This window comes from Halomonas sp. AOP7-E1-9 (assembly GCF_052376035.1).
Classification (GTDB): domain Bacteria; phylum Pseudomonadota; class Gammaproteobacteria; order Pseudomonadales; family Halomonadaceae; genus Vreelandella; species Vreelandella citrativorans.
This window is the reverse complement of record NZ_JBQSVC010000013.1, coordinates 16,706-29,036: the sequence shown is the minus strand read 5'-3', so window position 1 is coordinate 29,036 and position 12,331 is coordinate 16,706. Positions and strand designations below refer to the sequence as shown.

Below are 12,331 nucleotides of genomic sequence, written 5' to 3'. Positions count from 1 at the left end.
TTGTAATGAAGCATTCTTTAAATTGAACTCAACCACAGTGGTTCCTTATGAAAAAAATAGAAGTGTCATTTATTACGATAAATTATAATTCTTCACAACATACAGCTGAGTTAATTAATAGCATTTTATCGAATACTGATAGCATATCTTACGAAATTATCGTTGTTGATAATGCCTCTGAAGATAAAGATTTTTTAAGTCTGAAAGAGTTTTTGAAAGATAAAAATGACGTGAAATTAATTAGGAACTCCATAAACAGCGGGTTCTCAAGTGGCAATATGCTAGGGGTAAATCATGCGAGTGGACAGTATTACTTTTTTGTTAACAATGATTGCAAGCTTTTAAATAATACGGCAGGTGTATTAAAGAAATATCTGGATTCAAACGCAGAGGTGGCGTTGGCAACTGCTCAAATAGTCGATGCCAACAACAATCATTCATCTTCGCATAAACAGTTTCCCCATCTTTTAAAGCAGCTGTTTGGTAACAGCGTGCAAAGAAAGTTTTCAAAGGTTAAATTTCCAAGCAATCGTGTGAAGCTAGATAAACCCACGCAGGTTGAAGTTGTTAGTGGCTCTTGCATGTTTTTTAATGCAGATGCTTTTTGCGATATTGGTGGTTTTGATACTGCCTTTTTTCTTTACTGTGAAGAAGAGGATATTGCTAAAAGAATTTGGGAATCTGATAGGAAAGTTTTTTTTATTCCTGAAGCACAGATATTTCATGAAGCGGGTGGTAGCACAGAGCAAGGGTTTCTGATGCAACAAGAATTTTATATCTCCTATTACCACTTGCTAAATAAACACTACAATCGCACCGGTCGGATTCTACTTAAAATAGCATTATTCTTTAAGCTGTTTTTTAGAATGTTTAAGAAGAAAATGGGCGTCAGAATGTTCCTGTCTATGCTAAGTGGATTTCCGCAAAAAAACAGCTTGAGATACTCTCAAAAAATAAAGAAGCACCACGAAGAGGTCGTTTAGAAAACAGCAAGATGCTAATTAAAAAGATGCTAATTTTCACATGCGATTTGTGAAAGCTATGATGCTGTTACCTTGAAAAACTCTTAAGCTGAGAAATCCTCTTGTCAATTTCTGCTGTGTTGATTGTTAAAAATGAAGCGCACCATCTGCGCGAATGTCTTGATACGCTCACCTGGGCCGACGAAATCGTCGTACTGGATGCGGGGAGCCAGGATGAAACCTGCGCGATTGCGCGCGAGTATACGGATAACGTAAGCGTTAATACGGATTGGCAGGGCTTTGGCGTACAGCGCCAGCGCGCCGAGGCGCTGGCCAGCCACGAGTGGATATTGATGGTGGATGCCGATGAGCGCATTACGCCAGCGCTGCAAAAAAGCATTCAGGAGGCTGTGCAGGGGGGGCCAGCCGTTTTTAGTCTCGGGCGGCTTTCCTGGTGTTTCGGGCGGTTTATTCGTCATTCCGGCTGGTATCCGGACTGGGTCGCGCGTCTCTATCCCAAAGGGCAAGCATCCTATAATGCAGCGCTGGTACATGAAAAACTGGTGGTGCCCGATGGTCTAGCGGTCAAACGCCTATCAGGTGATTTGCTGCACTACACCTACCGTGATTTGCGCCATTATCTGGAAAAATCTGCCCACTATGCGCAGGCGTGGTCGGAGCAACGGGCCGCTCAGGGTAAAACGGCCACGCTGGCGAGTGGTTTCACTCATGGGCTTGCCTGCTTTGTGAAGATGTATCTGCTAAAAGCGGGCTTTAAGGATGGCAAGCAGGGGTTCTTGCTAGCGCTTTTGTCAGCGCACTCTACGTTTAATAAGTACGCTGACTTATGGATCCGCACCCGAACATCACCCCCGCATAAACGCTGAAAGGAGAAACGTTGAAATTTGCTGAGCGGCAGCGTCAATATCAATCGCCGACATGTCCTGCTGGTCAGCAGTGGCCGGAGGGCTAAAGGCCAGCCGCTTTTCAGCGCTGTTGCACGTTTGCCAGCGCAGTGGGGTGGCCGAGCGTTTAGCCGGGTAGAATCCTGCGGTGGCGATGTCCAGGCATCCAGCAATATGCAGCGGGCCAGTTGAGCCCGCAATCAGCATATCGGCCTCGGCAAGCCGGTGGGCAAACTCAGCAACGTTGCTGCTCTCGGGTAGATGCCTGGCCGTGATGCCAGCGCTGGCAAGCCGGTCGATTAACGCTTGGGCAGGTGCCTCTTCTCCGGGGCCGGCGCTGATCAACCAATTAATAGGCGGCACTTCTTTCACCTGCTGGTCTATTTGAGCAATAAGCCCCGCGTACTGATCAATTGAAAGATTAACCGCCGAGCCACCGCTGCCTGGATGCACAACGATAGATACTTCGGCTGTCATCTCCTCTGTCGGCGTTTGGCCCTGCATTTGTGTTCTGGGCAGTGGCCAAAAGGGCGGTTCGGGCAGTGCAGGCAGCTTAAGCGAAAGTTTGGCTAACAGCTCGCACGCCAGGTCCACGTTGTACTGATATTCAGGCTTTGCCGATTGAGAGCGGCGCTGGCGAATGCGCACGTTGTAAAACAGTTGAGCCCACTTGGTCGCAGGAGCAACACGAAGCGGTATACCTGCCCGCCAGCCTAGCCAGCCAATGCGTGGCGTTGAAAACAGGGTCAGTAGCGCATCAAACTGGGCGGATTTTACGCGCTTAAGCAGCGCTTTCTGGGCGTGTTTGTCAGCATGGCTACCAGGGTCGGTAATGACCTCATCCACCCAAGGGCACGCGTTGGCTAGCGGTGCAGTGTAAGCCGGTACCAGCACCGTAATATGCGGCGTAGGTGATGCGCTTTTTAGGCAGGCCAGCGCTGGCCAGGCCAGCATGAAATCACCAATTTTATCATTACGTACGACCAGCACTTTCTGCGCCATTTTGGGTGCCCCGTTAATTGCAGCCTGTATACTACAAGAGAATGAAGAGCTTGTTTAACAGTGCGTGGCGAAGTGAGGGATGCGATGGTAAATAAGGTGGTGCAACTTTGTCTGTCGAAGGGTAACGGCGGGATGGAGTTTTATGTTGACCGTATAACCGAGGATTTAAAAGCGGCCCAGATTGACGTCATCGGCATCTGCCTTGAGGGCACGCGGATTAATACTTATATGCAGCGTCATCAGATACCTTACTTGGCATTCAAAAGCAGTACTCAAGCGCTAAAGCACGTATTACGCATCCGCCGATGGTTGATTGAAGAGAACGTTCGCGTTATCCACTGCCATAAGTCGAGTGACCTGCGTTTAACCGCACTTTTAAAACTGGTTATGCCGAGTATTCGAGTGTTCTACACCGACCACATGGGCGGGCAGCGTCCCAAAAAAAGCCTCTACCACCGCTTCGCTTATGCCAATGTAGAGCGCGTCCTGTCGATTAGCCAGGCGACTCACCTTCGTAATATTCGCAATCTCCCGTTGCCCAGCGAAAGGGTTGTCTGCTTGCCTCACGGTGTCGATATCAATACGTATCGCCCTTGCAATGATGAGCGTTTTATTCGCACCAAACGTGCAGAGTTAGGACTGCCTGAAGAGGCCGTTATTATCGGATTGCCTGGGCGCGTGACGCCTGGTAAAGGCCAGGATGTCTGGGTTAAAGCACTACTGGAACTTGATCCCGCGTTGCCCTTTTACGCCGTATCGATAGGCGGTACTGACTATGCGTCCGGGGGGGAAGAAAGTTTCTATAGCGAGCTACAAGCGATGATTGCGGGCACGCCGCTTGAGAAAAGAATCAGCTTTCTCGGCCACCGCAGTGACCTACCCGAGATCTTGCCCGCGCTGGATTTGGTATGTATCCCCTCGGAAAATGAAGCGTTTGGTTTGACCATTATTGAGTCGATGGCGTGCGCATTGCCGATTATTGGCTCCAACACGGGGTCGCTACCCGAACTGGTCGATGAAGCCTCTGGCGTGCTCGTGGGCCCGCACGATATTAACGCGTGGGCCACGGCGATGGAGGCCATGGTGCGTGATGAAACAACGCGTCATGCTATGGGCAAGGCAGCCCGCACGCGCGTTGAGCAGCATTTTAGTAACCAGCGGCATGTAAAGCGCTTGATTGAGTATTACAAAATCTCGGCAGATGAAGGGTAGACCCGCTTGAATGCGTCAGCCAGCCGCTCGGGTGTCAGCCCCTGCTCAACATGGTCCGTTGAATGGATGATTTCATGGGGCGTTGCCTGGGGTTGCCATGCGCTGTCGATAACCGTATACACGCCCACCGTGGGGCGATTATAGGCGCTGGCGATATGCACAATAGAGGTGTCGGGTGAGAAAACGACGGCGGCATATTTGACGAGAGCGGCTGACACCAACAGTGAGCACGGGCCAGAAAACGTGTGAACAAATGGAAACTGTTTGGCTAACTGCACGGCTTTTTGTTCACCACTGGGGGCATAGGGAATAACCAGCGGTAACCCTGTAGTTCTATGAACAGTATCCATAAGCGCCGTGGCTTTAGCCATGGAAATACAGCGATAGTCAGCGCCGCCATCAAGATTAAACAGTACATAGGGGCCAAGCTCGCTCGCCCACTGATGGACTTCCTGATCGATATTGGCAGGGATCGGCAGCTCAAAGCGCCCTTCGACACTACCTAACCCGACTTTCTCAATCAGCTTGGACCAGCGAGTGGGTAGCGATGTGTCATACGTGATTGGCTGATCAAAGTCAGCGAATGCCTGCATGTTGTAAGCGCTATAAGTGAGGTTCATACGGGCTTTCAGTTTGCCCACAAAATAGATGCCGGGAGAGGTGGCGTGTCCCGTTGCGTCTACGCAAAGATCAATACTTCCATGGCGCTTTCGAAGGCTCCTCGCGAGCGTTTTGACCGCTTTATAGTCCCTGTCTCTGGGTACAGTTTGAACTTCAACTCCCTCACTTTTCAGTGTTTCGAAGACCGGGGCGTTTCTGTGCGATGCTACGACACAGAGCCAATCAACATGGCGCGCCTGTAAGGCCCTGATGATGGGGTAAATAGCCATTCCGTCGCCAACCGATTTTGGGCAGAGAATGACTGCCTTGCGGACTGTGTCGGGTTGCCAGCTGTCGGGAGTGTAGTCGTACCAGCGTTCAAGCAGCCTGCGCCCAAGCGCCTTATTCCATCTTGGCATTCGATTATTTTCCTTACGTGCGCTCATTATAATTCGATAATCAGTATTTTATAAGAATAAGGCGTTAGTAAGGAAGATACTTTAGGTCATTAGGCTTGGCGGATATATTTAGCTTTCCCTGCCAGTGAGTGCCCTTTCAGCATAGCCTTGTCGGATAGGGGTTATGGCGTGAGGTGCGTTAAACTTCATCACTGAGCGGGAAAGGCGCGCCAGATTAGCAGCTTGCCATTTGCCTGGAGGGCGTAGGCGGCAGCGGTCCAGATCAATCAACCACGGTTCTCCTGCCGGATCGACCAGTATATTGCGTGCGTTAAGGTCGACATGATCAAGCCCTGTATCATGAAAGCGTTTGATCATCGCGCCTACCCTTGCAAGCAGCGCATTATCGGCGCTGTTTTCAGCAAGCAGCGCGGCTAACGCCTGAGCGCCGGGGACCCTTACCGTTAATAGCGCCGCTTCATAAGTGACGCCATAGCGGGTGATGCAGCAGGCAACCGGGGCTGGAACGGGCAGGCCCTGTTCAAACAGCGTGGCGGTTAAGCGCAGTTCTCGAAAGGCGCGGGTATGCTCGGCACCTGTCCATAGATAGCGCTTTTCACTCAACCTGGCGACCATGCCGCCGCGCCGATAGGGGCGCAGCACCCACTGCTGGGTCGGCGTTGCCTGTAGAAAAAGGCTGCTGCCCCGGCCGGGTGCTTCACCCACCACCAGGCCTTGCTGGCGCCAGTAGTTGGCCGTGAACAGGGCCGGCCCGATAGGATGTGATAGTTGGTGTGATCCCGGTGCGTCACTTAAACTGTCTGCATCATGTAACATCAGACTATTTTTTTGCCGGAGTGCCGTTAAGCGCATGAAGCCCTCGTTGCCTGCTGAACCCAACCACATTGCTATTTTGCGCCTCTCCGCCTTGGGAGATGTGTGCAATCTCGTGCCGACGGTACGCGCACTGCAGCGCCAGTGGCCACGAGCGCGCATTACCTGGATTATCGGCAAGGGGGAGCACAGTCTACTGGCGGGGCTTTCCGGGGTCGAGTTTGTCGTGTACGACAAGTCGACCGGCCTTGCCGGAATGCGCCGCTTGTGGCGCGAGCTTGCCGATACACGCTTTGATGTACTGCTGCATATGCAGCAGGCGATTCGCGCCAGCGTGCTCTCTCTGGGCCTAAAAGCCAATGTACGCGTAGGGTATGACAAGGCTCGCGCCAAGGATGCCCAGCACTGGTTTACCCAGCATCAGCTGGCGCCGCATCCCAAGGCGCATGTGCTGGAATCCTTTATGGATTTTGCTCGCCTTCTGGGTGTGAAGGACGATCACCTGGAGTGGAACATGCCGGTACCCGCGATGGCCTATGAAGAGGCGCGGGTCATCAGTGGTGAATCGCCTTATCTTGTCATCAACCCGTGTAGTAATGCCCGCTTGCGCAATTTCCGCAATTGGTCGGTGGAAGGTTACGCCAGCGTTATCGAACACGCCTGGAGACACCATGGTCTAAAAAGCGTGCTGACTGGGGGAAGCAGTACGCTTGAGCGCGAAATAGGCGAGCAGATTGAAGCCTTATGCCAGCCGGGTAGCGTGATTAATGCGATAGGCGGCACGTCATTGAAAGGCGTGTTGGCCCTGATTGGCCAGGCGCGTGCGGTGATCGCGCCGGATACCGGCCCCGCCCACATGGCCAATGCGATGGGAACGCCCACCCTGGGGCTGTATGCCACCACCAATCCGGAGCGGGCGGCGCCCTATTGCTGGCGTGATTTCGCCGTCAATGCGTATCCGGATGCGGTGCATGCCTACCTACATAAATCGGTGGGCGAGGTCTCCTGGGGGCAGCGGGTGCGCCACCAGGATGCGATGCAGCTCATTAAAACCGAGACCGTTATTGCCCAGCTGGATACGCTCCTTGCGCATACAGCGTCAGACACAGTTGCAGGATCTACTCATGAAAGTTGATTTAACCGCGTTAGAACATGCCCACATACTGGTCGTCGGCGATGTCATGCTTGACCGTTACTGGCACGGTGGCACGTCGCGCATTTCTCCCGAAGCCCCCGTGCCGGTCGTGCGTGTTGAAGAGGCCGACGACCGCCCCGGTGGCGCGGCCAACGTGGCGCTGAATGTGGCCTCTTTAGGCGGCCATGCAGCCCTGGCAGGCGTTGTCGGGGATGACGACAACGCGGTGTTATTGGAAACTCGGCTGCATACAGCCAATGTAAATACTCACTTTCAGCGCAGCCCCGACGTGCCCACGATTACCAAGCTGCGTGTGATGAGTCGTAACCAGCAGCTGCTGCGGCTGGATTTTGAACAACGCCTGGATAACATCGACATCGGCGATTTATTGGCCCAGGTGGAACAGGCGTTGCCGGACTGCGATGTTGTGATCCTTTCTGACTACGGTAAAGGCACGCTCAACCAGGTGGAGCGACTGATTGCCCAAGCGCGTGCGCATGGCAAGCGCGTTCTGATTGATCCCAAAGGGCAAGACTTCAGTAAGTATCGCGGCGCGAGCTTGATCACGCCTAACCTTGCAGAGTTTGAAGCCGTGGTAGGCCACTGCGCAAGCGATGCTGAGCTTGCCATGCGGGGCGAAGCGCTACGCGCCGAGCTTGAGCTGGAAGCCCTGCTGGTCACTCGTAGTGAAAAAGGCATGACCCTGATTTGCGAAGGCCAGCCGCCCATTCATTTACCTACGCGCGCTCAGGAAGTGTTTGATGTCACCGGGGCCGGTGACACGGTCATTGGCTTAATGGGACTCGCGTTAGCCGCGGGTCATGCCTTGCCCGAAGCCATGATGCTGGCGAATCTGGGCGCGGGTCTGGTGGTTGCCAAGCCAGGCACCGCGACACTCTCAATAGCCGAGCTTTATACGGCGTTACACGGCGATAGGCTCGCCGAGTTTGGGGTTATCGAACAGGCGCCTCTCGTTGAGGCTGTGCGTGCGGCACAGCTACGCGGTGAACGGGTCGTCATGACTAATGGCTGCTTTGATATTCTGCATGCAGGGCATGTGGGTTACCTAGAGCAGGCAAAACGCCTCGGTGATCGCCTGATTGTGGCGGTAAATGACGATGCCTCCATTGGCCGTCTTAAAGGGCCCAAGCGGCCGATTAATCCGCTCAATCGACGTATGCAGGTGCTGGCTGGCCTGGGCGCGGTCGATTGGGTTGTGCCGTTTAGTAACGATACGCCGCAAGCGCTGATCGAAACCGTTCTGCCTGATATCCTGGTAAAAGGCGGTGACTACCACCCAGACGATATTGCCGGTGGAGACGCCGTTCGAGCCAATGGAGGAGACGTTAAAGTGCTCGGGTTCGAGGACGGCGTATCCACCTCGGCGATGATTAGCTCCATTTTGGACCGCGAGGGATAATGGGGCGAATTAACTGGCCGCGCCTTGGCTATTCTGCGGCGCTCTATGCGCTTTCACCACTGATTGGCTGGCGCATCTGGCGTGAGCAAGTACCTACTTACTCACGTTGGCAGCGGCTGGGCAGGCGCCTTGGTAAGCTGCCTACGCCGCCGCGTATTTGGTTGCACTGTGCCTCGGTAGGTGAGGTCCGTGCGGCCCGCCCGCTGATAGAGGGCCTGCTCGTCCGCTACCCTCGCCACAACCTGCTGTTAACCACCATGACCGCTACGGGCGCACAGCAGGCGCAGGCATTGATCGAGCAGCAGCTTGATCACCGCCCCCGACTCGCGCACTGCTTTCTACCCCTGGATTTTCCCGGTGCGGCCAAACGGTTTGTGCACCGCGTAGCACCTGAGCTTGCCATCATGTTTGAAACCGAGCTTTGGCCTAATCTGCTTCACGCGTGTCAGCAACATGGCACGCCGGTTGCGGTGGTCAATGGACGGCTCTCGCCTCGAGCGTTCAAGCGCTATCAGAAAATTGCCCCGCTAATGGCCCGCACACTGGCCAATGTCGATTGGCTGGCAGCCAAGTCTGCTGACGATGCCAAGCGGTTTGAAGCGCTAGGCGCTGCGCCCGATAAAACGGCGGTGGTGGGGTCGTTAAAGTTTGAAGTGGGTCTGCCACCAATGGGCTCGGTTGAAAGTGAGCGCTTACTTTTAGAGTGGGAAGGGCGGCCTGTCTGGGTCGCCGGTTCTACCCGTGATGGCGAAGAGGCGCTACTGCTGGAAGCACACCGGCAATTGCTACATCAATTTCCTGACGCCCTGTTGGTGCTTGTACCGCGCCACCCTCAACGCTTTGATGAGGTCGCAGCACTGTGTGAGACGGAGAAATGGGAGACAAGTCGGCGCAGCCAGGGCGAGTCTGTTACCCCGGCTACCCAAGTGTATCTAGGCGATACGCTGGGTGAGCTGGCTGTTCTCTATGGTGCAGGCCAGGTGGCATTTGTTGGCGGCAGCCTGGTGCCGCTAGGCGGGCACAACGTGCTCGAGCCCGCAGCGCTGGGCAAACCCGTGCTCAGCGGTCCTTTTATCGAAAACTTTGCTGATGTGGTCGAGCCGCTGGAAACGGCTGGCGCACTTACGCTGGTGGCGGATGTCGATGCGCTGGTCGATGCCTTGCAGTGCCGCTTCGTCGACCCCAGGCGCTGTCTTCAAGAAGGCCAGGCTGGCCAATCTGCTATCAAAGCGCAGCAGGGTGCGCTTGCACGCATCCTGGAGGGCCTTGAGGTGCTCTCAAGCGCTGAACGATAAGCCCTTAACGCACGATACGCTCAACACCACCTGCTTTACCCAGCAGCAATACATCGGCCCCGCGCGCGGCAAACAAGCCATTGGTCACAACGCCGACAATGGCGTTAATGCGCGCTTCCATGGCAACCGGGTCTTCAATCATAAAATCAAAACAGTCGATAATATGATTGCCGTTATCCGTGACGACGCCCTGACGGTAGACCGGGTCGACACCCAGCTTCACCAGCTCACGGGCCACGTAAGAGCGTGCCATGGGAATGACTTCCACCGGCAAAGGGAAGTCGCCCAGCGTTGCCACGTACTTTGAGCCATCGGCGATGCAGATAAAACGCTCGGCACAGGCCGCCACGATTTTCTCGCGAGTAAGTGCGGCGCCGCCTCCTTTAATCATGTGTAAGTGAGCATTTACTTCGTCGGCGCCGTCGATGTAGAAGGGGACGGTGCCTACGCTGTTGAGTTCAAACACTTCAATGCCCAAGCCTTCCAAACGCTTGGCACTGGCTTCTGAGCTTGCCACCGCGCCTTTAAAACGGTCGCGAAACGGCCCTAATCGATCAATGAACAAATTAGCCGTTGAGCCAGTGCCAATGCCCAGTACGGTGTCCTTTTCCAATCCTGATTCAATCTCTTTAATTGCCGCATCTGCGACGGCGGCTTTGAGTTCATCTTGAGTCATGTGTTTTTCCAGGTCAGAGGAGGAGGGTTATTGCGTTAGTATACCGACCAAAGCGCTGGCTGCCGATGGAAACACAGTAGACGTCGGTAGGCGTAATCTGCTACCAATACAGGCTTTGTTAGTGTTTTAACCCCTCGCCGTAACGCGTACTCTCACTCACGATTTTCCATTGGATACCTGCATGCTTGAAGCTACCGTCAAAAAGATTCTCCAGGCCAACGTTTACGAAGCCGCTTGTGAGACCCCGATCTCCCCCGCTCCCTTTTTGTCGCGTCGCTTTAACAACCAGATTTTGATTAAGCGTGAGGACCTACAGCCGGTGTTCTCGTTCAAGATTCGTGGCGCCTATAACAAAATGGCTCAGCTCACCGAGGCGCAAAAGGAAAAAGGTGTCATTGCGGCGTCTGCGGGTAATCATGCACAAGGTCTTGCCATGGCGGCAAAACTGATGGGCGTGAAAGCGGTGATTGTGATGCCGCGTATTACGCCGGAAATCAAGGTGCAGGCGGTACGTGCTCGAGGGGCAAAAGTCGTGCTGAAAGGCGATGCGTTTGCCGCTGCTGCCGAGCATGCTCAAGAGTTGATCAAAGAGCACGGCTACACCTATATTCCGCCATTTGATGACATTGATGTGATTGCAGGCCAGGGCACGATAGGTGTCGAGATTCTGCGTCAGCACAGCGGGCGTCTGGACGCTATTTTTGTGCCTGTCGGCGGCGGCGGATTGATTGCAGGCGTGGCGGCGTACGTGAAGTACTTGCGTCCTGATATCAAGATTATTGGTGTAGAGGCGGAAGACAGCGCCTGTCTAAAAGCCGCTTTGGCGGCGGGCGAGCGCGTCGTGCTCGACCAGGTCGGTGTATTTGCCGAAGGTGTCGCGGTTGCTCAAATTGGCGAGGCACCGTTCTCGCTGGTGAAGGACCTGGTTGATGATGTCATTACGGTGAATACCGATGAGATGTGTGCCGCCGTCAAGGACATCTTTGACGATACCCGTGCCGTTGCTGAAACTTCCGGAGCGCTGTCGCTTGCCGGCTTGAAAAAATATGTACAGCAAACCGGCGCTGAGGGAGAAACGCTGTTATGTATTAACTCCGGCGCTAATACCAACTTTGATCGACTACAGCATATTGCCGAGCGTACCGAGCTTGGCGAACAGCGCGAAGCTATTTTAGCGGTGACCATTGATGAAAAACCCGGCAGCTTTAAAAAGTTTTGCCGGGCGCTGGGTAAGCGCATGGTGACCGAATTCAGCTACCGCTATGCGGACGAAAGCGACGCGCATATTTTTGTAGGGATTCAAGTAAAGCCGGGCGGTGAAGATCGTCAGGCCGTGATCGCCAAGCTGCGCGATGGTGGTTATCAGGTGGAAGATTTAACCGATAACGAACTGGCCAAGCTGCATATTCGCCATCTAAGCGGTGGCCGGCCCAGCGAGCGCTTTGAAGAAGAAGTGTACCGCTTCGAGTTCCCTGAACGCCCGGGGGCACTGATGAATTTCCTGACTCAACTGCCCCATGATTGGAATATTTCACTGTTCCATTATCGTAATCACGGTGCGGCTTATGGTCGCGTCCTGGTGGGTATGCAGGTTCCCGGCAGTGACCAAACTCATGTGGCAGATTATCTGGATGCGATTGGCTATCGTTACTGGCGTGAAAGCGACAACCCGGCTTACCAGCTGTTCATGGCCTAGGGTGTTTTGCTAGGTGGGTAAGTGCTCGCTAACTGCAAAATTCAGGGCCAATAAGGGCTCATGAGTTATCAAAATGTCTAAATAAGCAAAAAAACAGCCTGTTTTGTCGTTGTCATTGATGCCCTTATGGCCCTATAGTCGTCAACGATATTTATGTGGTGCGTCGCCCTTTCTAAAACGCAGGTGGGTGATGCAT

General features: G+C 53.8%; 11 protein-coding genes. 7 read left to right on the top strand and 4 right to left on the bottom strand.

Annotation, left to right across the window (positions count from 1 at the left end):
* The first annotated feature begins 47 nt into the window (after positions 1–47).
* Both ACT3R4_RS09325 and ACT3R4_RS09320 read left to right on the top strand, forming a co-directional pair.
* The gene (locus ACT3R4_RS09325; RefSeq protein WP_441678685.1) at positions 48–983 is read left to right on the top strand and encodes a glycosyltransferase family 2 protein; all 936 of its coding nucleotides are present in this window, start codon (positions 48–50) and stop codon (positions 981–983) included.
* A gap of 101 nt (positions 984–1,084) precedes the next feature.
* Positions 1,085–1,849, top strand: a complete 765-nt coding sequence (locus ACT3R4_RS09320) for a glycosyltransferase family 2 protein (protein WP_172118935.1) — start codon at positions 1,085–1,087, stop codon at positions 1,847–1,849.
* On the opposite strand, the gene ACT3R4_RS09315 is transcribed toward ACT3R4_RS09320, so the two are convergent.
* Positions 1,829–2,869: a glycosyltransferase family 9 protein gene (locus ACT3R4_RS09315; protein WP_441678687.1), complete on the bottom strand. Its 1,041-nt coding sequence runs from the start codon at positions 2,867–2,869 to the stop codon at positions 1,829–1,831. The two genes, ACT3R4_RS09320 and ACT3R4_RS09315, sit on opposite strands and share 21 nt — an antisense overlap.
* An 84-nt stretch (positions 2,870–2,953) precedes the next feature.
* On the opposite strand from ACT3R4_RS09315, the gene ACT3R4_RS09310 reads away from it, so the two are divergent.
* Positions 2,954–4,081 (top strand): glycosyltransferase family 4 protein, encoded by a 1,128-nt coding sequence (locus ACT3R4_RS09310; RefSeq protein WP_441678689.1) that lies wholly within the window; start codon positions 2,954–2,956, stop codon positions 4,079–4,081.
* Here ACT3R4_RS09310 and ACT3R4_RS09305 read toward each other — a convergent pair.
* Both ACT3R4_RS09305 and ACT3R4_RS09300 read right to left on the bottom strand, forming a co-directional pair.
* Positions 4,054–5,100 carry a glycosyltransferase family 9 protein gene (locus ACT3R4_RS09305; protein ID WP_441678691.1) on the bottom strand — a complete coding sequence of 349 codons (1,047 nt, stop codon included), beginning with the start codon at positions 5,098–5,100 and terminating at the stop codon, positions 4,054–4,056. The genes ACT3R4_RS09310 and ACT3R4_RS09305 overlap by 28 nt on opposite strands.
* Before the next feature lie 108 nt (positions 5,101–5,208).
* Positions 5,209–5,952 carry a 3-deoxy-D-manno-octulosonic acid kinase gene (locus ACT3R4_RS09300; protein WP_441678693.1) on the bottom strand — a complete coding sequence of 248 codons (744 nt, stop codon included), beginning with the start codon at positions 5,950–5,952 and terminating at the stop codon, positions 5,209–5,211.
* Here ACT3R4_RS09300 and ACT3R4_RS09295 point away from each other — a divergent pair.
* Genes ACT3R4_RS09295 through waaA form a run of 3 tightly spaced genes read left to right on the top strand, consistent with a single transcriptional unit; the run spans position 5,951 to position 9,763 of the window.
* Positions 5,951–7,048, top strand: a complete 1,098-nt coding sequence (locus ACT3R4_RS09295) for a glycosyltransferase family 9 protein (protein ID WP_441678695.1) — start codon at positions 5,951–5,953, stop codon at positions 7,046–7,048. The two genes, ACT3R4_RS09300 and ACT3R4_RS09295, sit on opposite strands and share 2 nt — an antisense overlap.
* The gene (gene hldE / locus ACT3R4_RS09290) at positions 7,038–8,468 is read left to right on the top strand and encodes a bifunctional D-glycero-beta-D-manno-heptose-7-phosphate kinase/D-glycero-beta-D-manno-heptose 1-phosphate adenylyltransferase HldE (protein WP_441678697.1); all 1,431 of its coding nucleotides are present in this window, start codon (positions 7,038–7,040) and stop codon (positions 8,466–8,468) included. Before ACT3R4_RS09295 ends, hldE begins: the two co-directional genes overlap by 11 nt.
* Entirely contained in the window at positions 8,468–9,763 is a 1,296-nt protein-coding gene (gene waaA, locus ACT3R4_RS09285; protein WP_441678699.1) for a lipid IV(A) 3-deoxy-D-manno-octulosonic acid transferase, read from the top strand. Before hldE ends, waaA begins: the two co-directional genes overlap by 1 nt.
* Positions 9,764–9,767: 4 nt before the next feature.
* Here waaA and rpiA read toward each other — a convergent pair whose 3' ends face one another.
* A complete protein-coding gene (rpiA, locus tag ACT3R4_RS09280) occupies positions 9,768–10,439 on the bottom strand; it encodes a ribose-5-phosphate isomerase RpiA (protein WP_193053417.1) in 672 nt (223 codons plus the stop codon).
* 181 nt (positions 10,440–10,620) lie between these two features.
* Between rpiA and ilvA the strand changes: the two genes are divergently transcribed.
* Positions 10,621–12,135: a threonine ammonia-lyase, biosynthetic gene (gene ilvA, locus ACT3R4_RS09275; RefSeq protein WP_441678701.1), complete on the top strand. Its 1,515-nt coding sequence runs from the start codon at positions 10,621–10,623 to the stop codon at positions 12,133–12,135.
* Positions 12,136–12,331: the final 196 nt, after the last annotated feature.